Here is a 21,523-nt window from a genome sequence, read left to right as displayed (position 1 = left end):
GAGTGGATGCCGAAAGTCCGCATGACAGAGATAACAGCCAGGCCAAGACGGGTTGCCGTCGGGATGAGCGGTGGAATCGATTCGTCAGTCGCCGCGGCGCTTCTGTCCGAGCAGGGCTGGGAGGTGATCGGGCTTACCCTCCACATGTTCAAAGAGGGATCGCGTTGTTGCTCGCTCGAAGACGTTCAAAGGGCGAGGCGCGTGTGCGATGCCCTGGGGATCCGACACTACACGCTGAATGTTGTTGAAGAATTTGAGCGGAAGATCATCCGGCCGTTCGCCGCTGCCTATTCGGCAGGCCTCACGCCGAACCCCTGTATTCTTTGCAACCGATTGTTCAAGTTCGGCGTTCTCATCGAGCGAGCGCTGGCCCTCGGTTGCGATTTTGTCGCTACGGGGCATTACGTCAGGATTGAGCGGACGGCGGGAGGCGTCTGCCTGCGGCGTGGGCTCGACCCGCGGAAAGACCAATCCTACTTTCTGCATCGCTTGACGCAGGAGCAGTTGCAGCTTTGCGTGTTTCCGCTGGGGGAATTGACAAAAGAGCAAGTGCGCCGCATAGCCGCCGAAAAAGGGCTACCGATCCAGGGCATGCGGGAAACCGCGGATTTGTGCTTTATCACGGATGCGGGTCCGGCCCCGCTGGTGGAGAAATATCATCCGGAAGTGCGTCGCGAGGGACCGATCGTCGATTCATCGGGCCGCATAGTGGGCACCCATCGAGGAGTGCACCGCTACACCATCGGCCAGCGGGAAGGGCTGGGGATCGCGGCTCCGCACCGGCTATATGTGAGGGAACTGCTGCCGGAGACCAACACCCTGGTGGTCGGCCGCCGCGAGGAGGTCCTGCGGGATTCGTGCATCGTCGAAGACATTTTCTGGCAATCTGGCAGGGAGCCGGACTTTGGCGTGGCTCTGACCGTCCGGCTGCGGTATCAGCACTCGGGCGTCGCCGCACAACTGGAGAGGCTGGACGCCCGGCGCGCGCGCGTGAAGTTTGCGGAGCCTCAATTCGCCGTGACGCCGGGGCAGGCTGCGGTATTTTATGCGGGCGACACCCTGCTGGGCGGGGGATGGATCGCGAAAGCATGAAATTTGAGGTTCAATCGCACGGAGAGATCGCGCGTCCGAATATCCGCACCCTGGACGATAAAGTGGAGGCCCTGCGCGCGAGGATCCGGGACATGAAGTCGGTTGTGATCGCGTTCAGCGCCGGAGTCGACAGCACCTTTCTGGCCGCTATAGCGGCCCGCGAACCGGGCGTGAAGGCGCTCGCAGTGACGGCGACGTCGCCCTCATTTCCTGCGCGAGAGCTGCAGGAGGCGCGCGCCCTTGCCGCCCTCATCGGCATCCCGCACCGCGTGATCGAATCGAACGAGCTGGCGAATCCGAATTACGCGAACAACCCGACCAGCCGGTGTTACCATTGCAAAACCGAGCTTTACGGCCTGCTGCGAGCGATTGCAGACGCCGAGGGATACGCGCATGTGGTCGACGGATCCAACGCAGACGATCTCGCCGACATTCGCCCCGGCCGGCGCGCGGCGTTGGAGAACCGGGTGGAAAGCCCGCTTCAAGAGATCGGCTTTTCAAAAGCCGATATCCGCGAGGCCTCGCGCATGCTGGGTCTGCCCACCGCAGACAAGCCGGCGTTCGCCTGTCTGGCTTCGCGGTTCCCTTACGGAGAGAAAATTACGGCGGAGGCGCTCGCACGGGTGGAACGCGCAGAAAACGGGCTTCGCGACCTTGGCTTTCAAAATGTGCGGGTGCGCGTGCACCGCGACGTGGCGCGGATCGAACTGGATGCGAAGGACATCGAACGCGCGGCCAGAGCCCCGATTCGCGAGCAGATTGTGGCCCATCTCCGGGCGTGCGGCTTTCGGTATGTATCGCTGGATCTCCAAGGGTACCGCCGCGGCAGCCTGAACGAGGTGTTCACGAGGTTCGAGGCGGCGCCGGTCGAGGATCGCCGGTCTTCGTCCGGCGGGGAATGTGCTCAATGACGGCGATCCCGCTTCTGGACCGCGATTCGTTTGTTCAAGCCCATGCGTCGATCCGGCGGGCCGAACTCTACGCGTTTTATTCCAGCCTTGCCGGCGGGATTGTCACCGACCCGGCGGCCATGCTCGTTCCCGTGGACGATCATCTCGTGCACCGTGGCGACGGCGTCTTTGAGACGCTGAAGTGCGTGGATGGCGGAATCTACCTGTGGCGCGAACATATTGCCCGTCTGCTGTATTCGGCGCGCGCGATCGGCCTGGGCGCGCCCTGGGATGCGGAGGCGCTTGCCGATGTGGTTTCGCAAACGGTCCGCGCCGGCGGACGGCGCGATGCCCTGATTCGCGTCCTGCTCGCGCGGGGCCCGGGAAGCATGGGGATCAATCCATATGACTGTCCGGAACCGGCCCTCTATGTGGTGGTTCACGCGCCCGTGCCGTCCTTCATGGATGCGCATCCGGAAGGGGCCCGGCTCGTTACGAGCGACCTGCCTATCAAGGCCGGATTTTTTGCCACGATCAAATCCTGTAACTATCTGCCCAACGCTTTGCTGAAAAAACAGGCGGTCGACGCCGGCGCGGATTTTGCCGTCGCCTTTGACGAGCAGGGGTTTCTCGCCGAGGGGGCGACGGAAAATGTGGGCATTGTTGACGGCAAAATGAACCTGCGCGTGCCTGGTCCCGAGCGCATTCTGAGCGGAACGACGATGAACCGGGCGCTCGCGTTGGCCGAGGAGTTGGTCCGTGATGGGCGATTGCGCGGAATTTTTCGCGGGCCGATCCGCAGGGAGGAATTCGCCGCAGCTCGGGAAATCCTCATTTTTGGGACCACCCCCGATGTTACGGCGGTGGTCAAGCTCGACGGCCGGCCTGTCGGGTCCGGAAAGCCGGGGCCGATTGCGCTCGCCTTGTTGGATCTGTTGAGAAAAGATATTCGTCTGAATCCGGAAGTTCGGCTGAATGTTTTCCAAGGAGACGAGCATGAATAAAAAATATCTGCCCTTGATCGCTGTCGTGGTGGCTCTGCCGTGTCTGGCGCAAGCGGCCCTGATTGCCGAGGGTTCGCAGGAACTTCGTCTACAGGGATCGCTTGACCCCTCGACGGTGAACGGGAGCGAGCTGCGCCTTAACGCGTCCTACGGCTACTTCTTTCTCGACAATGCGCAGGCGGGCGGCCGCCTCGATTTTGCCGATAACAAGAAGGTGAACCGAATCGGGCTCGGCGCGTTTGCGGAGTACAATGTCGACACGGAAACGGACCTAACACCATTTGCCGAGTTCTTTGCGGGGTTTGCGAATGTGGATGTGGAGGGGGTGGGAGGAGACGATCTGGCCGGCATTCTCGAGTTTCGGGCCGGCGCGAAATATTTTTTGGCGGAACAAGTCGCCGTGGCGGCCGCGGGTGTCTTTGCGTACGCGACCGAGGACATCTACCCGGATGAGGAAAAGCTGCGCGACACGGACGTGTTCATGGAATTGTCACTCCGCTGCTATTTTTAGCCCGCGAGCGGCGATGCCGTTGTGAATCTGGGCGCTTGCCGAGGAGAGGGGCGGATCAACTTGTCGATTGCGGCGCGTGAGTAGCGCGCGTTGTTTTGCCCTCGACCCAGATGCCCGCGATTTCGGTTTGTCGGGGCACGGCGGGGGGATGGAGCTCGTTGTGCTGGAGCTGGTGGATGAGGACATCAACAGCCGTAGCGCCGATTTCCTGGATGCGGGGGTTGATGCCGCTCCAACCCTCGACGTCCGGCGCAATCCACATATGGGCAATTGCAATGTCTTCTGGAACACGCATCGAAAGGATTCGGAGCCAGTCTGCAATGCGGTGCGTGGACGCGATGATCGCCTCGGGACGGTATTTTCTGAACCAGGCGCGGAATTCATCCGATGGTAGCTCCGAGGTGTTGGCGTCTATCAGGATGGGAATCTGCTCGCGCGCGTGCCACAGAGACTGTTGGAAGGCGAAGGATGCCCGATACTGGTGATCGGTAATATTGTCCAGCCACGGATTGAGCAACAGACCGATCCGCCGATAACCGAGCTTCCGCAAACCTTCACATGCGCACCGCATGTTAGCGAAAAAATCCACCGACACGGTATGGTAGAGGGAGTCGATTCCATATCCCTGACGGGTCTGAGAGCTCATCTCGATATGATGCTGGCCGATCGCCACCACCGCTGTATTCTCCCAAACGCGGGTTGCGAAGCGCGGATTTTCAGCGAGTGGAATGATCAATCCGTGAATGCCGCGCGAATGCATCACAGAACGATATCGGTCCAGTTGCTCCTCCACTGACAGCCGCTTCAGATCCCCCAGATAAATCAGATCGATTTTGTAGCCGAGCGCCGATGCGCGGGCGCGGGCGCCTTCGAGGAGCCCTTTGGTCCACGGCCGCTCCCAATAATCTCGCGGAACCGAGGCGACCAGCCATCCGAGGGTGGCGACGTAGGCGGGCGCTTTTCGCGAACGAACATGGGCCTGAAATACCGTGAGCAACGGGTTGGGGCGGTAGCCGAGCTGTTGGGCGATTCGTTGGATTTTCTCGCGGGTCGTGGGCGCGACAGCCGGATGGTTTCGCAAGGCCCGTGAGACGGTCATCTTATGAACTCCCGCGGCGGCGGCAATCTGGTCGAGCGTGACGACCTGCAACTTCATGCCCTCGTCCCCTCCTCGAGTTTGAGTTCGTCGCGAGTTGTCGCGCCGCTCACCCAGCGGCCCTTGATCAAAACCTCTTTCGGAGATTCCGGCATCCCGAATTCATTTCGTTGAATATTGGCGGTCAGGAGATCGACCGCAGCCGAGGCGATTGCTTGAGGGTTGTGGTCAATCCCGCTCCAGCCTGCGACGTCTGCCGACAGATGTAGATGGCACAGTCCGACGTCTTCCGGCACGCGCACGCCAATGGAGGCAAGGACGTCGCGAGTTTTGCCGTGGCTGCAAACAATCGCATCCGGCTGTTCCCGCTGAATCCAATCTCGGATCATGGTTGGCGATAGCACGGCGCTTCCGGGCTCGTGGCCGGGGCAACGGCTCAGACGTGGAAGGTCCGGGTGCCGGTCGAGGAATCCCAGATACGCCGCTTCGTAAATGTGGTCGGTGCTGGCGATGAGCCAATCCGACATTAACAACCCGATGCGCCGGTAGTTTCGCCGGTACAAGTTTTCCAGCGCGAGGTTCAGATTGTAATACGCGTCGGCGTTGACTTCGTGGTATTCGTTCAAATTCGTCGTGTAGCGCTCGGACCGGTTCTGGATGAAGCCCATTGGCCGGCCAATGACGACGATGGAAATCTCGGCCCACTTATGCAGCGCAAACCGATAATTGTGTAAAAACGGGAGGATCAGCGCATGGATGGATCGCGTGCGCAGGATTTTCAGAAGCGTTTCAATGTTTTCTCTGGTGGGCCCTTTGGCGATTCCCGGAAACCATATTTCATCCAGGGCATAACCGAGATCCTTGGCGCGATTTTCGGCCGCTGAAAAATAGGGAGAAAGCCAGGATTGGTTTCGCCACAAATCTCGTTCCGGATGGTCGACAAGCCAGCCGATCGTGGCGCGATAAGTCAATGGTTTGCGGGAGCGCACGACCGCCTGGTAGGCCGAGAGGAGAGGGTTCTGCCGATATCCTGCGGCTGCGGCAATTGATTGGATTTTGTCGCGGACCGGCTTTGAAATCCGCGGGTCGCCTCGAAGCGCAAGACAGACGGTGGCCTGAGAGACTCCAGCTTGACGGGCGAGATCGCGCTGAGTCAACGGCGCTTTCACACTGTAATCCTGATAAACCGGCGTTCGACCGTCAACGCGAAAATGATACCTGTAGCAATTGATGAATTTCGTGTATGTTTTATCTCAAGGATACATTTTCCAACCGATGTATGAGCGGGCGAGTGTTTAGATGGATCTTTGCAGCTTCGCTGGGGCTAACGGTTGGTTGCAGCCGCGGACCCACCGAAAAGGACGCTATAAATCCCACCTATTTGAGTATCCTTGCCGCCGGCGCCGCTCGTGAGGCGGTCTCGCAAGCGGCAGGCGCCGCGGGGCGACTTGTTGCGGTGGTTGCCGACCGCCCCGGCATGGCGCCGCGTAATAATGAATTTCTGGAGGCAATGGAGCGGCACGCGAGGTCTGTTGGTTTTTCGGGAGTCGAAGCCGTTCGTCTTGGTTATGAGGAATCCGGAACGACAACCGTTCCGGGCGAAATTTATTCTAAAATTTTGAACGAACAGGGGAACGCGTCGGCGATTGTTTGGATGTGTTCAACCCCGCCGGATACGTCAGCCGCTCACGTGAGGAAGGGGAAAGCAGCGCGAATCGTCGTGATTATGGAGGAAAGCCCCTCTGCTGATTATGCAGCCCGGCTGTTGGAGAAAAAGGCCGCAGATGCGGTGATCGAACCGCGCGGTTACATCGGGCCTGAGGTCGGCAAAAAATCCAGAGACCTTCTCAAGACGTTCGATGAAATATTTGATGTGAAGCGATGAAGACAAAACGGAAATCAGAACTCTTGGCTTCGGGTTTTACGCTTATTGAGCTTTTGGTGGTCATTGCGATCATCGCCGTTTTGGCCAGTCTACTGTTTCCCTCCATTTCCGGAGCCATGCAACGGTCGCGCCAGACAGCTTGTCTGGCTAATTTGCGCCAAATCGGGGTCGCGATGGGTCTCTACGTTTCAGAGCGTCAAGGGTTCCTGCCACCCGTGAAAACCGCGAATAACGGGTCTCACCACTGGTGCCAGTTTGTTGCACCGTATCTGCGCTTGAAGTTGGATCCTCCTTCTCTCATTACCCCGAATGCGCCCCGCGGATGGCCGCCGGGTTCGCGCGCGCCCGCGAATTGGTGGCCTGCATTCGAGCGTGGCAATCCCCTCTGGGGCTGTCCGGAATGGAAGGGTCGGGACTCGAGCTGGAATATTCCGGCGGTCGGACCGGCATCCGTGTCCAGTCCCGGCTATGGAATGAATGTTCGTCTCATGCACCCAGATCCAACATCCACGATGTATTGGAATGAGGTGCCAACAATTGACCAGGTTACGCTTCCCGATCAACGGGTGCTCGTCGCCGATGCCCGGGATTGGCAGGTTGCCGGAGCCAACAATTTCAACAACGGCGCCTTTGGATTCGCGACGTGGGCGCAAGGCTCGCCGATTCGCCATGGTGAGAGAGCGAGCTATCTGATGGTTGATTTATCGGCCCGTGCGATCGATTATCGGAAAGCGCATATGCATTTGTACAACCCGGGAAATGTGCCGCCATAAGTGGTTGAAACCGCATCGGAGGTCTGTGAAATGAAAAACACACTGATGGCTACTATCTTCCTGTTATTGGCTCTCACCTACGTGCACGCAAATGTATTTCCCGCCGGCAATTTCGAAAACGTGGGGGAGGACGGGAAGCTGGTCGGTTGGGATCGCCAGCCGAATGTTGAATGGCTTCGGAGCTGGGGCGCGAATTTTGAAATCGTCAGTGAAGACGGCAACCGTTATGTGCGTTTCACAGACAATTCTCCAACGGTTGCGGAGAGCAAGAAAGGGGTCTGGATTGAGGCCTACCTCCCCCTGGATCCCACGTGGACGAAGTTGCATGTCTCGTGCCTCATGAAAGGGGAAGTCAAAGGACTGGGTGAGGAAGCGTGGTATGGCGCGCGATTGACGATGCAATTCGAAGATGAACACGGGAATGTGGTGAAGCCTTATCCGCCGCAGCCGAACATTCGCGAATCACAGCCGGAATGGAAATTGTTCGAGGTTGAGCTTACCGTTCCCCCTGGTGCCAAACGACTGGCCATCAAACCGGGCTTATGGGGGGCTATTGGGACGTTGAGCATCGACGACATCGTCGTCAAGCCCGTCAAGCCACAGGAATAATCAAGGCTTCGCGCATTGCGGCCAGGGCCGTTTCGCGCGATGACGCGATACCGGAATTACGAGCTCGTCGTCGCGAGGTCCTTGGAGTTTTTCAACCGTCTTTGCGGCAGGCTCCTTGCTGACACGAGGCCGCTCGATCTCGAAATCGCGGGGCCGATGGGGCGGGTCACGCGAGAGGCGGCGTTGCGCGAGCCATTCCGCCCTGCGAATCTGGGCGAGGAGCTGGGTCCCCCGTGGAGCACCTACTGGCTCAAGCTCCGCGGATCGATCCCGGCGGAATGGCGTGACCGGACTGTCGTGCTGCGATTTTGCAGCGGTTCCGAAGCGCTACTGTGGCTCGAGGGTGCGCCCTATCAGGGACTTAACTGGGAGTCGAATCCGATGTTTCGCGATGGCGGGCGCGCTGAAGCCGTTTTGCCAGAGAAGATCGTCCAATCTGGCCAATTGGACGCTGAAATCGAGATTGCGTGCAACGGACTCTGGGGCGCGCCCAGCGGCGGCATCGGCTCGCCAAATTCTACGCGATATAGGATTTACGAAGCCCGTCTTGCGCTACGGGACGATGCGGCGTGGGCGCTTGCCCATGATCTGATTCTTCTCATCAAATGGCTTCAGGACATTCCGGACTGGGAAGCGCAGGCCCATGTCCCGCCCGCCCTCAAACGATTGCCGCCCTGGCCGGCCCGTGTCATCGAACAGCTCAACCGGTTCTGCAACGTCTGCGACGTGGACGACCGGAGAACATGGAAAGAAGGCCGCGCTTTACTGGCGGAAATTTTTTCCCATCGCAACGGCACGTTTGCGCACCGCATCGCCGCTGTCGGCCATGCACACATCGACACCGCCTGGTTATGGCCGATCGACGAATCGATCCGGAAATGCGCTCGCAGTTTCTCGAATGCGCTTCGCCTCGCCGATCGACATCCCTCGTTCCGATTCGCCTGTTCCCAGGCGCTCCATTACGCGTGGATTCGTGAGCACTATCCGAATCTTTACGCCGAGATCCGGCGCGCCGCTTCGCGAGGGCAGTGGATCCCAGTCGGCGGTTCGTGGGTCGAGCCGGATTTCAATCTACCTTCCGGCGAGTCGCTCGTGCGTCAATTTCTGGTCGGTCAGCGATTTTTTGAGCGCGAGTTCGGCATCCGTTGCCGTGAGTGCTGGGCGCCGGATGCATTCGGCTTTCCCGCCTCGCTGCCGCAGATCCTGCGCGGGGCGGGAATTGAGTATTTTCTGACGCAGAAGCTCTCATGGAGCCAGTTCAACAAGCCCATCCGCCAGTCCTTCTGGTGGGAGGGTCTCGACGGCAGCCGCGTGCTCGCTCATTTTCCGCCGGCCAACACCTACAACGCGATGACGGGCGACGACCTGGTCCGCCACATCTTCGCCCACGAGCGGGAAGGAATGGACCATGGGCGGATTGACGAGGGGCTCCTGTTATTTGGATGGGGCGACGGCGGCGGCGGTCCTACGGAACACATGGTCGAGGTGCTGGAGCGGCTCGCCGATGTTCAGGGTTTTCCTCGCGTTCGAATGGATCGTCCCGAAGCGTTTTTTGGCCGCCTCAGAGATGCGATCGGAGATGGGCCGGTTCATGTCGGTGAACTGTATCTGGAATATCACCGGGGAACCTATACGACGCAGGCTGCGGTGAAGCGGGCGAACCGGGTCTGCGAGCGGCTCCTACGCGACGTCGAACTGCTCAGCGCGGTTGCGTCCGCGAACGGGGCGGAGTATCCGACCCGACAACTGGAAGAGATTTGGGCAACTGTTCTTACCAACCAGTTTCACGACATTCTCCCCGGCAGTTCAATCCGGGAAGTATACACGCGGGCATTGCAAGAATATGAGAGTGCGATCGCTACGCTGTCCAACCTGCGCCGCGCCGCCGTCGAGGATGCGGTAACGGATCGGCAAGCCGGTGGGGCGACAATTGTCAACACGCTTGCCTGGGAACGGCGCGGGGTTGTAGAGCTCGAGGGAGGGCAGTTGGTGCTGGTCGCCGCACCCCCCTGCGGATTCGCGCCCATCTCCCCACTCGAGCCGGAAACGGGTCCGGCGCGCGCTCGAGAACACTCATCCGGCCGGCTCATCCTTGAAAACGGACTGCTCTCGGCGGAATTCGATCGCGAAGGCCGCTTGCTCCGACTCGTCGACCGCGCCGCAAATCGGAACGCGATCGAGGGTTACTCGGGCGGAAATCGATTCCGTATTTTCGAAGACCATCCCCATAACTGGGATGCTTGGGAGATCGACCCTTCTCATTTGGAAAAGTCGGTGGATGTCCTGGCTCAGTCGGCAAAGATCAAGCTCGCCGATGGGTTGCGGGCTGCGATCGAATTTGGATTTGCCTTTGAGAAAAGCCGTCTTGATGTCACGGTGAGTCTCGATGCCGACTCCCCGCTGCTGGTGTTTTCCTGTCGCGCGGACTGGCGAGAGCGACACCGTTTTCTCAAAGTGGAGTTTCCGGTCGCTGTGCGCGCGGACGAAGCGGCGTATGAAATTCAGTTCGGCCACGTAAAACGCGCAACACATGCCAACACCCCTTTCGAGATGGCCCGCTTCGAAGTGCCCGCGCATTTTTGGTGCGATCTCTCGGAGCCGGGCTATGGCGTTGCTCTGATCAACGATTGCAAATACGGGCACGCAGTCCACGGCTCGGTGATGCGCCTATCCCTTCTACGAGGACCCACCCACCCGGATCCAGAGGCCGACCAGGGCCTGCACGAATTCAACTTTGCCCTTTTTCCCCACACCGGCTCAATCGCTGAAGCCGGCGTAGTCCGGCGTGCACACGAATTCAATACGCCTCTTTTGGTGGCGCCCGGCGCCGCAAGCGGATCCCGAAGCTGGTTCACGGTAGATTCCCCTCATCTCATCCTCGACACGGTCAAGAAGGCCGAGGATTCGGATGCCCTGATCCTGAGGCTCTACGAGTGCCACGGCACGAGAGGGAGCGCAGTTGTCCGAAGTTCGATTTCATTTCGTTCTGCCGATCGGGTCAATCTGTTGGAAGAACGGCTGGCCGACCGTGTGCATGTTGATCCGGCAGCCGGCGGGATCGTGCTAGATTTCAGGCCGTTCGAGATCCTATCGATCCGGCTGAATAAATGATCTTCGCCATAAAACGGTTTGCCGTTCATCCCGACTACGAAGGAGGTCGCGTCGGATTGTCCGATATTGGTTCACTCTTCGAGCGCCTCATGAGAAATATTGTCCGCCCAATGGTCGGTCGTGACTTTTCTAAAGTTCGAAGCCTGGCGACGGAGCGCGTCTTTGGAAGTAAGAATCGTTCGCCGCTCTTGGTCAGCGGGAGTCTGACTTGCCATCGAGTGTGGGCGGCAGCATAGAATAACGATCTGTTTTTTGGTTTTCCCCATGTCCTCCGGGAAAATGATCTTCGAGCGGCCTTTTCCGCTAAAGCGCCCCTACACGGGTCTGATGCTGGGGAACGGGACGATCGGGCTGATGGTATGGGGGGAGGGCCACCTGAATATCTCCGTTGGGCGCGCCGCATTCTGGGATCATCGCGACGGGGTTCCGTTCGCTGCCGATTTCGATTACGCAACGCTTCGAGAGATTCTGGAGAAAGAAGGAGAGGCGGCGGTCAAACAGAAGCTGGCCCGAACGGCTCCTTCGACGGCGGCTTATCGGCGTCCCTGCGTGCTGCCGGGCGGCCGAGTGGAGATCTATTTCGAGGGCGGTGCGCGTCCGATACGAGGGTCGATCAATGATGCCGGCGAGCTGACCGTGGCTCTTTCAAATGGCGGTTCGGCTCGCTTGTTCGTTGATGCCGAGGACGAGGTGGCGTTTCTCACGGTGCAGGGTGCCTGTGTCGAAACCATCCGCGTTGTTCCGGCGTGGGACTACATCGGTTCTCGGATGTCGAAGGACGGTGTGGCGCCCCCGGAGCGCTGGGAGGCGCCCGGCCACGCGGGATTTGTGCAGAGCCTGCCGGCGGATCCCGCACTCTCGCTGGCGGTTCGCTGGACGCGGACTTCGGCCACGATCGCTACGGCACTGGGCGATGCGCCCCGGCGTTCTGCGGATCAGCGCACCAGAAAATCTCTGCATAGAGCACGAGGTGTGACGCGGCGCTGGTGGCGCTCGTTTCGCGCCGATGTTCCTGTCTTGCGTTTGCCCGATCCGGATCTCCAAGAACTGTGGGACTACGGCCTTCACAAAATGGCCGGGATGACGAATCCCTCCGCCCCGCCCGCCACGCTGCAGGGCGCGTGGATGGCCGAGGATGATTTCGCGCCTTGGTCGAACGACTACCACTTCAACATCAATTTGCAAATGATCTATGGCCCCTGTCTCGGCGCAAATCGGCTTACGCATTTCGAGCCGCTCTGGCGGATGATCAACGGGTGGATGCCGCGCCTTCGCGACAATGCCGCCCGTTTTTTCCGTGCGCCGGGCGCGCTCATGCTTCCCCATGCGGTGGACGACCGCTGCCAAGTGGTGGGCCGATATTGGCAGGGCATGATCGACCAGGCGTGCGTGGCTTGGATGGCGCGAATGGCCTGGCTTCAATACCGGTATTCAATGGACCGCCGCATTTTGAGGGAAATTGCCTGGCCTCTTCTCATAGGCGCATTTGAAGGATTTTGGGCAATGGCCGAATCGGGCAGTGAATCCGAGGGGCAGCTTTCGTTGCCTGTGAGCGTGTCGCCCGAATTCCGAGGCTGGGGGCGCGACGCGTCGTTTCAGCTTTCAGCCTTTCACATGCTCGCTCAAACCCTTCCCCAAGCGGCCGCCGTATTGGGGGAGCCGGAGGACCCGCGATGGCGTCGTGTGCGCGAAGAGTTGCCTCCGTACTCGGCTATGCCGCTGGCGAAGGAGTGGGGCGTTCCAGAATTACAGCCTCGTATTGTTTTGTGGCAGGGGCAGGACCTCACGGAAAGCCACCGGCATCATTCGCACCTGGCCGGTCTTTATCCTTTCGAGACGCTGGATCCGCGGGATGAAGCCCATCGGGTAGCCGTTCGCCACGGCATCCTGCGATGGGTCGAGATGGGACAGGGGCAATGGGTCGGGTGGTCGTTTCCGTGGGCGGCGCAAATTTTCGCGCGGCTCGGAGAAGGCGACGCCGCCTGGCAGATGTTGCGGACGCTTCGCCTGCTCTTCACGAATGAGGGCGGGCAAACCCTTCATAACGCTCATGCCATCGGCGTAAGCTCTTGGATCCATGGCCCGTTCATGGAACCGCCGGAGAGAAGCGCGCCCCGAACGTATGACCAGATGCAGATGGATGCGGCCATGGGGGCATTGTCGGCGATCATGGACATGCTGGTTCACACGCGAAAAGGCTCGGTGCATGTCTTGCCGGCGCGTCCGCGAGATTGGACCGATTTCGAGTTCGACGGCATTCGCGTGGAAGGCGCCTTCCTGATCGGGGCGACCGTTCGCGGGGGTCGTGTGATCGAGATTCGCGTCCGCAGTCTTGCGGGCGGACCTATTACCCTTTGTCATGGATGGGGGGAATCGTGGTCGGTTGACGGCGCATCCGGCAACGGACCCGTGTGGTCCGCGCAAACCAAAAAGGGCCATACCTATTGTCTGCGCCTGAAGCCCCTTCGGATCAGTTCCACGCGGCGCAGTGCGCAGTCGCGCGGAGGGCGCCGCTCGGATGAACAGACGTCGGGTCGCTAGGAGACTCGATCGATTAGCCCGTCGATGGTGTCCTGAGGTTTCGCAGGCGGTGCCTTTGCCGTGGATTCGGTGGGATTGGAAGCCGGCTCTGCTTTTCGATCCTCGGGCGCAGCGGGGGCTGTGGGCGCCGCGGCCTGTTCTTCCGGCGGGCGCTCCGCCCGGATGCTTCGGCGCGGTCGGCGCTCCCGATCGCGGTCCATTTTGGGTGATCCTTCCTCCGCGGCGGAGGCTTCGCTGCTTTCGACGCCCCGCTTGAAGGTGGTGATCCGCATTGTGGCCACTCCGCGCTCGCGCATGCGCGCTTCGAGCTGGCGGTCATTCGTTATCACTAGCGATTTTCTTGCGCCGGCGGATGCGAGGGCCTTTTCGATCTGGTCTGCGATGGTTTTGTTCTCCTCCACGTAATAAACGCGCACGCCGTTATACGTTTCACCGTCGGCCACTTCGCGGAGGGGCCGGCCGCCAACAATGGCGATGATCTCCAGTTGTTCCCGCTCCCTGAAACGGGCGAGCTGCTGAATGGCGCGAAATCGTTCTGGGGGGCCGACGCGGCCATCGCGGGGATCTGCAAATTTCTCGGCGTCCACAATGCAGACCCGATAGCCCTGGCTCGAACCCTCTGTTCCTCCAAAGACCGACTTGATGGTAGCGATGAATCCCATTCTGTTTCCTCTAGTATTCCCTACAGACAAAGATTCACTTGTATACTCGCGAGCGGCTCGATCAGCAAGCTGCGATTGACGCGCCGAATGAGCTTTCGGTAGCGTCATGATGAATGACGCAGCAGAGCTCCTATACCATCAGTTGCCCCAAGTGCGGGAGGGCTCAAACCGTCTCCCTGTATGACGCGGTCAATGTGAAGACGGATCCCTACCTGCGGACCATGCTGATGGAAAACAAATTGAACGCTGTCACCTGCGTGGAATGCGAATTTTCCTTTCGGATCGACAAAAATCTCGTCTACAGCGATCCCGATCGCCGGTTGCTGATCTTCTGGGTGCCGGTCTCGGAGTCGGACTATGCCCGAGGCGAGGAGCAGTTTATCGCGCTGCTGAAAGATTTATCCGGTTTGTTGCCGGATGATGTCCGCGCGCCTCACGTCCATCTTGTGTTCAATCGTGTAGAGCTAATCGAGCGCATCTTTCTTGTTGAGGCGGGATTGGACGAACGGCTCATCGAATACATCAAATTCACGATGTACTCGCGAAATGCCGCCCGGCTCGACCCGACCCGCAAGATTCTTCTTTTTAACGCGACGGATTCAACGCCCGAGCACCTCTGTTTCGTGGTTCAGGACGCCCAATCGCGCCGATTCGAGGCGGTCCTGCAATATTCGCGGGAGGCATATCGCGCGCTGGAGGAAACCTTCAGCGGCGAGGAAAAATCGGCGGACCTCTTGGAACTTTTCCCCGGCCCGCATATCAGCGCGCGCGCGCTGCTTCTCAAGGAGCAACAGGCGTCGCGGGAGCCCGGTCCGAAAGATTCCCCGTCGGAACCGTAATCGGCGTCACCGGAGAAAGACCGGGGTTGCGGGCGCCCCCACGCGCGCGGATCTCCTTTTCAACAAAAGCGATGGCCGATTCGGCGCGCGCACGCCAGCGGTCGTCCGGAGCCGACTCGATGAAGCGCCTGTACTCGTCGCGAGCCTCTTCCAGCCTTCCCATTTGCTCAAGGCACCGCGCTCGGGCGAATTCCGCTGCAGGGGACAGATAGTGCCCGGGTCGTTCCGCGGAAAACGCCGCGTATGCCTCGCGGGCTTCCTCGAACCGCCCAGCAGCCTCGAGGCATGTGATCGCGGCGAAGGCGGCCTGGTCGCGCATGTCGTGGTTCGGGTGTTCTTGCACGAACTGCGTAAACAGCGTATGGGCGTATTCATAGTCGCCCTGATCATAGGCCTGGCCGGCCAGCACCAATTTGGCAAGGGGGGCCACGGGCGCGCTGGAATACCGTGTGGCTACCTCTTGAATCTGCTCGACACTCTGCGCCGAGAACAGCAGTTGCGCCGCCTCCGCATGTTTTTGCGCCTGAAAATTCCGATAAAGCGACCAGCCGAGGAAGAGAGCGGCCGCGGCACCTGCGCCGATCAGAATGGCCACGCCGTTTTCGCGCAGGAAATCAATCGCCTCGGGAACCTCCCGAATCTCGAGCAGCCTGTCTTTGAGCGATGGGGCAGTGGATGCGGGCGAAGTCGGTGATTCCGATGTGTTGGATTCCGGTTGCATACGATTGGGCGGACTGTAGTGGGAGAAAAAGGACGTTGGCAAGGCTTATGGCAGCTTGTCTGCGAAGGCAGCCGCGATCACGGCAGAGCCCGCATCGTTGGGATGAAGCCCGTCGCATTGCAGCTCTCTCGCCCGGTCGCCAAATTCCATTTCGAGGTCAACCAGTTCGACGTTCATTTCCTTGGCGAGCTCCCGTATGCGCGCGCTGTACTCGCGGGCCGGGCCTGTGGCGAACCGCCGAGGTGCCCCGATCGGCACCAGCGTGGCCACAATCGGCACGGTCTTGCGGGCGAGGGCGGCGTTGATGATGGATCGAATATTGTTGATGACCGCATCCGCACTGACGTCGAAGATGGCATCATTGTGCCCGGTGAGGATCAGCAGAAAGCCGGGTTTGTGCCGGTCCAGGACGCGGCCCGCCCGCGCGGCCGCTGCTCCGGACCTCTCCGCGCTGACCCCGGCGTTGATTACGGTGAGCCCGGTCATTTCGGCAATTCGATCCGGGTAGGATTTTGTCTCGTCTTCGCAGGTATAGCCCTGCGTGATGGAATCGCCCAAGGCAACGACTTTATTACGATCGTTATCCCCGAAATCGTGGTCATCATATTTGGAGTCGCCTCCCCCGTCCAAACATCCAGCAACCAGGAAGGAGGCGAATCCCAGCAGGACCGCAATACGCAACTGCTTCATCATGTTCATCAAAATTCCCGGCCCAAATGGGATACACGGAATTTCGAAGAAAATTCAAGCGCTTCGGGCGGGCACTTTCGGGCTTGGTGCGGGCGCGACACCCAAAATCCACCCTTCGATTCGGGCCAGGCGCTCGGTGTCCGGATCGCGCGGCGGCGAAAGCCACAAGGGGAGTTCCCTTGACAGATCCGCTTCGCGTAGCCTACGGCAGGCGGCATAGGCGTCGTGCTGATCCGGGGTGCGATTTCTTCGGGGGTAGGCATGGCGCCAGAGAGAGGGGTAGATTTCGCAAATGATTGATGCGCCGTACCGGGGCGTCCATCCGTCGAAGGGCCAGAAGTGCGCGCGGGATCCCAATCGTCCTCGGAGGTAGAGCAGCCATGGCAGACCGGCGTGGGTCGACTTGGCGACGGAGCCGTTGACGTCGAAGAGAAAGACAGATTTGGCAGCACCGGCAGCGATGTCGCAGAGCCTGAGCCACCGTGAATTCCCCTGCCGCCGAGCTGCGTGTCCCACGATGCCGCGGCGCAGGTCGTCGATCCTAATGCCTGGCTGTCGGGCAGGCCAGTGGCGCTCGAAATCCAAAAGAAACAGGTCCCAATCTAGCGGAAGATGGTGCTCAATGAAGTAGGACAGCGGAAACGAGAATCCGTGGTCGATTCCCACAAGGGTGGGTCCGCCGGTTTCGAGGACCTGCGCAAGCCACTCAGCCAAGTGCCGCCGGGTCCAATGACGTCCACGGATCGGCGGCCTTACGGGGCGGGGCGGCGCGGTTCGAGTGGCGAGATACGCGCGTAGTCCGGGCAACGGGTCATCGGCAGTCTTGGCCCCGGAATAATCAATGGCGATATAACGCTCAAATAATGCCATGGCGTGGCGCCCCGGGCGCGATTCGAACGCGCGACCTGCGGTTTAGGAAACCGCTGCTCTGTCCAGCTGAGCTACCGGGGCGAGGACGCGTTCCCTTGAATTAGGCGACAACCCATCTGGTACACGAGACACGGGGGAATCGCAACTCGCATCGAGAGCGATTCAATCCGTGGGGCCGGCCCGCCCGCAGGCCCGCCCTTCCTTTTTCGGGAACTCCATCCACGCAGAGGGCATCTAACGTGATGAAAAGGAGAATTGACCATGAAAACCATGAACATAGGGGTACAACATGTGGACGACACCAATTTCGACGCGGTGATTGCGAAGGGTGTAGTGCTGGTCGATTTCTGGGCGCCATGGTGCGGGCCCTGCCGCATTCAAAGTCCCATTCTCGATCAGGTTGCAGCCGCGATGGGGGACCGGGCCCTTGTGGCCAAATTGAATGTCGATGAAGCTCCGGCGACTGCTGCGCGGTTCGGAATTCGTTCCATCCCCACCTTGGCGATCTTCAAAGACGGCCAGCCCGTCGGCGCTTTCCTTGGTGTTCAGCAGGCATCCGTTCTGATCCGGGCCTTGGAAACGGTTCTATCCAGTAATGGAGTTCCCGCAAAATAACGAAGGAGGAGCCGCATGACGCTCGAAAATGCCATACGCGTTCTCGCCGGAACATTCGTCCTCGTCAGCCTGGCGCTCGGCCTGTGGGTTCACCCGTGGTGGTTTGCCTTCACCGCTTTTGTGGGCGTGAACCTGATCCAGTCGGCGTTTACCGGATTTTGTCCAGCCGAGAAGATCTTCCAAAGAATGGGTTTCAAACCCGGCGGGCGCGGCTAACGGGTTCACTGCCGGAGGCTTGACCGTCGGCGGACTCGCTTAGCTCACCGAGTTCATCCATTTGCCGAAGGTACTCAAACACGTTTCCGGCTTCTTGTTCGTCGATGACGCTGATGGCGAATCCCACATGGACAACCACATAATCGCCAACCTTTGCCTCGGGCACGTAGGCGAGGTTGACTTCCTTGACGATCCCGCCGAAGCGAACGCGGCCGGAGCGGGTTAGTTCGCCATCGTCTGTAATGGCCTCAATTTGACCCGGGATTCCCAAACACATCGGATTAGGCCCTCGAATCGCTCATACGCCTATCATGGTGCTTTTGGCCCAAGATTCAATCTCCAAGCCACGATAGCCGCCTGTCCCAGCGAAATTCCGCCGTCGTTTGGCGGGACCTGCTCCGGAAAGTAAACCTGCCTTCCGAGTTCGCGAAGCCGCCGAATCGCAAGGGAGAGAAGAACCCGGTTCTGGAAACACCCTCCGCTCAACACAACCGGGAGATTCGGATGGGCCTGGGCCATCGTGGCGATGATGTCCGCCATGGTGTTGTGGAATCTCGAGGCGGAGATGGAAGGTGCGGCGCCGGTCCGTATCTCATCCAACAACGCCCGGATGACGGGAGCCAAGTCGAACACAACCACCGACTCTTCGGTGCGTAACTCGTAGGGATAGGGGGCTGTCACTTCGGTCCCGCGGCAGAGAAATTCCAGCATCTGGGCGGCTTGGCCCTCATAAGTCGCTCGTCTACAAGCCCCCAGCAAGGCCGAGGCTGCGTCGAACCAGCGGCCTGCGCTGCTGGTTAGAGGTGCGTTTTCGCCGCTGCGAATGAGGGCGGCACAAATCCGGATTGATTCCTCATCCATTTCGAGCACGCGGGCCGCGAGCTCAGGCAGTTTGTCGGGGCATGCGGCGCTCAAAACACCAAACGCTGAGTGGACGGGCTTGCGCATCGCGGAATCGCCCCCCGGCAGCCGGAAGCAGCTCAATCGACCGATCCGCAGAAATGAAGATCGAGATACAAGGAGAAATTCGCCGCCCCAGATGGTGCCGTCGCTCCCAAGGCCCGTGCCGTCCCACGCTACACCCAATACGGTACCTTCCAGCCCGTGTTCCGCCATGGCTGCGGCGATGTGCGCATGATGGTGCTGGATCGGAATCGCCTGCAGTCCATGGTCTCGAGCGTAGAGGGATGTCGCGTAATCCGGATGAGCGTCCACGGCCCAAATCTCCGGTCGGACGCCGTAGAGCGCGGGCAGGTCCTCGACGGCCTGCTCGAAGGCGCGCCGGGCTTCCCATGAGTCGAGGTCCCCATGATGCTGGCTCAACACAATACGATCGTGGAACGCGAGCGCGATGGTATTTTTGAGGTGCGCCCCGAGGGCGAGAACGGGGCGGGTCTCGAAAGGCAGAGGAATCGCCAGCGGGGCATAGCCCCGGGCGCGCCGGATCATGCAGACCCGCCGGTCAACCACGCGGGCCACGGAATCGTCCTGCGGGCGGGCGATCGGCCGGTTGTGCACGAGGAATGCATCGGCGATGCCCGCCAATCGTTCGACGGCCTCGCGCTCGTCGATGCAAATGGGTTCATCGGAAAGATTTCCACTCGTTGCGACGAGGGGGGCAGAAAATTCCCTAAGGATCATGTGGTGAATCGGCGCGTAGGGCAACATGAGGCCGAGTTGAGGATTGCGGGGCGCTACCGATTCGGCGACTCCATTCGTCATACGTCGCGCCACTAGGACAATCGGTGCGGCCGCCGAGAGCAGCAAATCGATTTCAAGATCCGACAACTCGGCCAGCTCGCGGGCCCAAGCGAGATCCGGGACCATGAGGGCGAACGGTTTTTCGTCGCGCCGTTTGCGCCGGCGCAGTTCGCGAACGGTTTCCTCCGACCGCGCGTCGCACATCAGGTGGAAGCCGCCGATCCCCTTCACGGCCACAATTTGCCCCGCGCGCAATCGCCGCACGGTTTCACGCACTGCCCAATCGCGCCCGCCTATGCGCGTCCCGCGCGCATCCAACAACTCGACGGCGGGTCCGCATCGGGGACAGGCGATCGGTTGGGCGTGAAAGCGGCGATCTTCCGGGTTTTCGAATTCGGCCCGGCATTCCGAGCACATGGGAAAATCGCGCATGGTGGTCCGCTCTCGGTCGTACGGAATGCCGGTGATGATGCTGTAGCGCGGTCCGCAGCGGGTGCAGTTGATGAAGGGGTGCCGGTATCGGCGGTTCCGGGGGTCAAAGAGTTCACGAAGACAGGCCGGGCAGGTCGCCAGGTCCGGCATCACCAGAGCCTCTCGTGTACCGCCAATCGAACTGTCTGCGATTCGAAACGGCTCTGGCGCGTCTGCCTCCGAGACGGATAGAACGCGGATCTGGTCGATTCGAGCGGGTAGCTGACATTCCCGGCGCAGAGTCGGGGCGAAAAGCTCGACGCGGATCGGCGGTCCCACCAGCCGAATTCGGACGCCACCGGGTTCGTTCCACACTGCGCCGCCCAGCCCGAGCCGATGTGCTATGCGAAAGACCAAAGGTCGAAACCCGACGCCTTGCACCGCTCCCGTAACGAGCAGTTCCATAACCTGCATGCGGAGAGCATGCAACCCCGGGCGTTATCAAGCAACATTCGTGAGTCGGGGGCATAGAGTTATGCCCGCTTGACGCTTCAGGCGGACCGTGCCATGTGCGGTCAGAAGGCTGGGTCTAGAGTTTACGGCTGACTCCGGATCGCTCGCGAACAGTTCCGCCCACCACAATGGCGGCGCTGATGAGCACCAGGTTTTTGACGATGTATTGACCTTCAATTGTGAGGCCGAATGGTATGGATGTAAAACAGACATCCGGTAGTAGCACCAACGGCAAAAACGTACCAGGCATTTGAAGGAACAGGAGGGCGATTGCCACTCGAGCCAGCGGCCGGATCAACAACCCAACGCCGATGATCACCTCCCACCAGCCCAGCACCGGAATGAAGAACTCGGGTGAAACCCAGTACACCGTTCGCGCTACAAGCTCCTGCGCGGGGCTCATTCCGGCTGTTTTCAGCGCCCCAAACCAGAGAAAGACGATGCCAAGAGAGACGCGGAGCATACGGATTCCGTTTCTTTCCATCCATCCGGCGATCAGCGGGTCGATTCTGTCAAATAGATGCTCCACGGCAATTCAACCTACGCTGCTGGAAAGCACTTGCAAGCATTGTTCGGACCCATGGCGGCTGAATCGGATAGGTCGCGCATGGAGCTCCGCACGTCGAATCCGCCGTCGACACAATAAATAACAGAAGCATAACGAAATCCGCTCGAATAGAAACGCTTTAATTTGATCGAAGTGACGCTAGTGCAAGCCGTAACGACGGAATAGTGCCGGCTCCGCCCTTACACAACACTTACGATCGGCTAGC

The 21,523-nt window shown here is 60.0% G+C and carries 21 protein-coding genes and 1 tRNA gene; 12 read left to right on the top strand and 10 right to left on the bottom strand.

Annotated elements, in window-relative coordinates; genetic code table 11:
- Window positions 1-21 precede the first annotated feature (21 nt).
- From mnmA to NZ740_02840, 4 genes are read left to right on the top strand one after another with little or no spacing between them, the layout of a single operon-like run.
- A complete protein-coding gene (mnmA, locus tag NZ740_02855) occupies window positions 22-1,092 on the top strand; it encodes a tRNA 2-thiouridine(34) synthase MnmA (protein ID MCS6770949.1) in 1,071 nt (356 codons plus the stop codon).
- Window positions 1,089-2,003 (top strand): ATP-dependent sacrificial sulfur transferase LarE, encoded by a 915-nt coding sequence (gene larE, locus NZ740_02850; GenBank protein MCS6770948.1) that lies wholly within the window; start codon window positions 1,089-1,091, stop codon window positions 2,001-2,003. Before mnmA ends, larE begins: the two co-directional genes overlap by 4 nt.
- Window positions 2,000-2,986: an aminotransferase class IV gene (locus NZ740_02845; protein MCS6770947.1), complete on the top strand. Its 987-nt coding sequence runs from the start codon at window positions 2,000-2,002 to the stop codon at window positions 2,984-2,986. Before larE ends, NZ740_02845 begins: the two co-directional genes overlap by 4 nt.
- The gene (locus NZ740_02840) at window positions 2,979-3,497 is read left to right on the top strand and encodes a hypothetical protein (GenBank protein ID MCS6770946.1); all 519 of its coding nucleotides are present in this window, start codon (window positions 2,979-2,981) and stop codon (window positions 3,495-3,497) included. Before NZ740_02845 ends, NZ740_02840 begins: the two co-directional genes overlap by 8 nt.
- A 55-nt stretch (window positions 3,498-3,552) precedes the next feature.
- On the opposite strand, the gene NZ740_02835 is transcribed toward NZ740_02840, so the two are convergent.
- Both NZ740_02835 and NZ740_02830 read right to left on the bottom strand, forming a co-directional pair.
- On the bottom strand, window positions 3,553-4,653 hold the full coding sequence (locus NZ740_02835) for a LacI family transcriptional regulator (GenBank protein ID MCS6770945.1): 1,101 nt from the start codon (window positions 4,651-4,653) through the stop codon (window positions 3,553-3,555).
- Window positions 4,650-5,762 carry a LacI family transcriptional regulator gene (locus NZ740_02830; protein ID MCS6770944.1) on the bottom strand — a complete coding sequence of 371 codons (1,113 nt, stop codon included), beginning with the start codon at window positions 5,760-5,762 and terminating at the stop codon, window positions 4,650-4,652. The genes NZ740_02835 and NZ740_02830 overlap by 4 nt, the downstream gene beginning before the upstream one ends.
- A 122-nt stretch (window positions 5,763-5,884) precedes the next feature.
- On the opposite strand from NZ740_02830, the gene NZ740_02825 reads away from it, so the two are divergent.
- The 5 genes from NZ740_02825 to NZ740_02805 all read left to right on the top strand — a co-directional run bounded on the left by NZ740_02825 (window position 5,885) and on the right by NZ740_02805 (window position 13,512).
- Window positions 5,885-6,478, top strand: a complete 594-nt coding sequence (locus tag NZ740_02825; GenBank protein ID MCS6770943.1) for a hypothetical protein — start codon at window positions 5,885-5,887, stop codon at window positions 6,476-6,478.
- Entirely contained in the window at window positions 6,475-7,251 is a 777-nt protein-coding gene (locus NZ740_02820; GenBank protein ID MCS6770942.1) for a type II secretion system GspH family protein, read from the top strand. The genes NZ740_02825 and NZ740_02820 overlap by 4 nt, the downstream gene beginning before the upstream one ends.
- A 30-nt stretch (window positions 7,252-7,281) precedes the next feature.
- Window positions 7,282-7,860 (top strand): hypothetical protein, encoded by a 579-nt coding sequence (locus NZ740_02815; protein ID MCS6770941.1) that lies wholly within the window; start codon window positions 7,282-7,284, stop codon window positions 7,858-7,860.
- Between the two features lie 39 nt (window positions 7,861-7,899).
- Window positions 7,900-10,971, top strand: a complete 3,072-nt coding sequence (locus tag NZ740_02810; protein MCS6770940.1) for a glycosyl hydrolase-related protein — start codon at window positions 7,900-7,902, stop codon at window positions 10,969-10,971.
- A gap of 264 nt (window positions 10,972-11,235) precedes the next feature.
- Window positions 11,236-13,512 (top strand): hypothetical protein, encoded by a 2,277-nt coding sequence (locus NZ740_02805; GenBank protein ID MCS6770939.1) that lies wholly within the window; start codon window positions 11,236-11,238, stop codon window positions 13,510-13,512.
- Here NZ740_02805 and NZ740_02800 read toward each other — a convergent pair.
- Window positions 13,509-14,174: an NYN domain-containing protein gene (locus NZ740_02800; GenBank protein MCS6770938.1), complete on the bottom strand. Its 666-nt coding sequence runs from the start codon at window positions 14,172-14,174 to the stop codon at window positions 13,509-13,511. The two genes, NZ740_02805 and NZ740_02800, sit on opposite strands and share 4 nt — an antisense overlap.
- 113 nt (window positions 14,175-14,287) lie before the next feature.
- On the opposite strand from NZ740_02800, the gene NZ740_02795 reads away from it, so the two are divergent.
- Window positions 14,288-15,013, top strand: coding sequence for a CpXC domain-containing protein (locus NZ740_02795; protein MCS6770937.1), 726 nt, complete (start codon window positions 14,288-14,290; stop codon window positions 15,011-15,013).
- Here NZ740_02795 and NZ740_02790 read toward each other — a convergent pair.
- The 4 genes from NZ740_02790 to NZ740_02775 all read right to left on the bottom strand — a co-directional run bounded on the left by NZ740_02790 (window position 14,955) and on the right by NZ740_02775 (window position 17,375).
- Window positions 14,955-15,734 carry a tetratricopeptide repeat protein gene (locus NZ740_02790; GenBank protein ID MCS6770936.1) on the bottom strand — a complete coding sequence of 260 codons (780 nt, stop codon included), beginning with the start codon at window positions 15,732-15,734 and terminating at the stop codon, window positions 14,955-14,957. The two genes, NZ740_02795 and NZ740_02790, sit on opposite strands and share 59 nt — an antisense overlap.
- Window positions 15,735-15,779: 45 nt before the next feature.
- The gene (locus tag NZ740_02785; GenBank protein MCS6770935.1) at window positions 15,780-16,433 is read right to left on the bottom strand and encodes an SGNH/GDSL hydrolase family protein; all 654 of its coding nucleotides are present in this window, start codon (window positions 16,431-16,433) and stop codon (window positions 15,780-15,782) included.
- A 45-nt stretch (window positions 16,434-16,478) separates the two neighbouring features.
- The gene (locus NZ740_02780) at window positions 16,479-17,294 is read right to left on the bottom strand and encodes a hypothetical protein (protein MCS6770934.1); all 816 of its coding nucleotides are present in this window, start codon (window positions 17,292-17,294) and stop codon (window positions 16,479-16,481) included.
- A gap of 4 nt (window positions 17,295-17,298) precedes the next feature.
- A tRNA-Arg gene (locus tag NZ740_02775) sits at window positions 17,299-17,375 on the bottom strand.
- A gap of 189 nt (window positions 17,376-17,564) precedes the next feature.
- Here NZ740_02775 and trxA point away from each other — a divergent pair.
- Both trxA and NZ740_02765 read left to right on the top strand, forming a co-directional pair.
- Window positions 17,565-17,909 (top strand): thioredoxin, encoded by a 345-nt coding sequence (gene trxA / locus NZ740_02770; protein ID MCS6770933.1) that lies wholly within the window; start codon window positions 17,565-17,567, stop codon window positions 17,907-17,909.
- A 15-nt stretch (window positions 17,910-17,924) separates the two neighbouring features.
- Window positions 17,925-18,125 (top strand): DUF2892 domain-containing protein, encoded by a 201-nt coding sequence (locus NZ740_02765; protein MCS6770932.1) that lies wholly within the window; start codon window positions 17,925-17,927, stop codon window positions 18,123-18,125.
- On the opposite strand, the gene NZ740_02760 is transcribed toward NZ740_02765, so the two are convergent.
- The 3 genes from NZ740_02760 to NZ740_02750 all read right to left on the bottom strand — a co-directional run bounded on the left by NZ740_02760 (window position 18,103) and on the right by NZ740_02750 (window position 21,234).
- Window positions 18,103-18,402, bottom strand: a complete 300-nt coding sequence (locus tag NZ740_02760) for a HypC/HybG/HupF family hydrogenase formation chaperone (GenBank protein MCS6770931.1) — start codon at window positions 18,400-18,402, stop codon at window positions 18,103-18,105. The genes NZ740_02765 and NZ740_02760 overlap by 23 nt on opposite strands.
- Window positions 18,403-18,434: 32 nt before the next feature.
- Window positions 18,435-20,702 (bottom strand): carbamoyltransferase HypF, encoded by a 2,268-nt coding sequence (gene hypF, locus NZ740_02755; GenBank protein MCS6770930.1) that lies wholly within the window; start codon window positions 20,700-20,702, stop codon window positions 18,435-18,437.
- Between the two features lie 124 nt (window positions 20,703-20,826).
- Window positions 20,827-21,234, bottom strand: coding sequence for a hypothetical protein (locus tag NZ740_02750; protein MCS6770929.1), 408 nt, complete (start codon window positions 21,232-21,234; stop codon window positions 20,827-20,829).
- Between the last annotated feature and the right edge of the window lie 289 nt (window positions 21,235-21,523).

This window comes from Kiritimatiellia bacterium (genome assembly GCA_025054615.1).
In the GTDB taxonomy this organism is placed as follows: Bacteria; Verrucomicrobiota; Kiritimatiellia; order CAIVKH01; family CAIVKH01; genus JANWZO01.
This window is presented reverse-complemented; position numbering and strand designations above follow the sequence as displayed.

Excerpts from the sequence above, each read along its gene's own strand:
- mnmA (MCS6770949.1), top strand. The coding sequence starts at position 22 with ATGACAGAGATAACAGCCAGGCCAAGACGGGTTGCCGTCGGGATGAGC.
- larE (MCS6770948.1), top strand. The coding sequence starts at position 1,089 with ATGAAATTTGAGGTTCAATCGCACGGAGAGATCGCGCGTCCGAATATC.
- NZ740_02845 (MCS6770947.1), top strand. The coding sequence starts at position 2,000 with ATGACGGCGATCCCGCTTCTGGACCGCGATTCGTTTGTTCAAGCCCAT.
- NZ740_02840 (MCS6770946.1), top strand. The coding sequence starts at position 2,979 with ATGAATAAAAAATATCTGCCCTTGATCGCTGTCGTGGTGGCTCTGCCG.
- NZ740_02835 (MCS6770945.1), bottom strand. The coding sequence starts at position 4,653 with ATGAAGTTGCAGGTCGTCACGCTCGACCAGATTGCCGCCGCCGCGGGA.
- NZ740_02820 (MCS6770942.1), top strand. The coding sequence starts at position 6,475 with ATGAAGACAAAACGGAAATCAGAACTCTTGGCTTCGGGTTTTACGCTT.
- NZ740_02815 (MCS6770941.1), top strand. The coding sequence starts at position 7,282 with ATGAAAAACACACTGATGGCTACTATCTTCCTGTTATTGGCTCTCACC.
- NZ740_02810 (MCS6770940.1), top strand. The coding sequence starts at position 7,900 with ATGACGCGATACCGGAATTACGAGCTCGTCGTCGCGAGGTCCTTGGAG.
- NZ740_02805 (MCS6770939.1), top strand. The coding sequence starts at position 11,236 with ATGTCCTCCGGGAAAATGATCTTCGAGCGGCCTTTTCCGCTAAAGCGC.
- NZ740_02800 (MCS6770938.1), bottom strand. The coding sequence starts at position 14,174 with ATGGGATTCATCGCTACCATCAAGTCGGTCTTTGGAGGAACAGAGGGT.
- NZ740_02795 (MCS6770937.1), top strand. The coding sequence starts at position 14,288 with ATGACGCAGCAGAGCTCCTATACCATCAGTTGCCCCAAGTGCGGGAGG.
- NZ740_02790 (MCS6770936.1), bottom strand. The coding sequence starts at position 15,734 with ATGCAACCGGAATCCAACACATCGGAATCACCGACTTCGCCCGCATCC.
- NZ740_02785 (MCS6770935.1), bottom strand. The coding sequence starts at position 16,433 with ATGAACATGATGAAGCAGTTGCGTATTGCGGTCCTGCTGGGATTCGCC.
- NZ740_02780 (MCS6770934.1), bottom strand. The coding sequence starts at position 17,294 with ATGGCATTATTTGAGCGTTATATCGCCATTGATTATTCCGGGGCCAAG.
- trxA (MCS6770933.1), top strand. The coding sequence starts at position 17,565 with ATGAACATAGGGGTACAACATGTGGACGACACCAATTTCGACGCGGTG.
- NZ740_02765 (MCS6770932.1), top strand. The coding sequence starts at position 17,925 with ATGACGCTCGAAAATGCCATACGCGTTCTCGCCGGAACATTCGTCCTC.
- NZ740_02760 (MCS6770931.1), bottom strand. The coding sequence starts at position 18,402 with ATGTGTTTGGGAATCCCGGGTCAAATTGAGGCCATTACAGACGATGGC.
- hypF (MCS6770930.1), bottom strand. The coding sequence starts at position 20,702 with ATGGAACTGCTCGTTACGGGAGCGGTGCAAGGCGTCGGGTTTCGACCT.
- NZ740_02750 (MCS6770929.1), bottom strand. The coding sequence starts at position 21,234 with ATGGAAAGAAACGGAATCCGTATGCTCCGCGTCTCTCTTGGCATCGTC.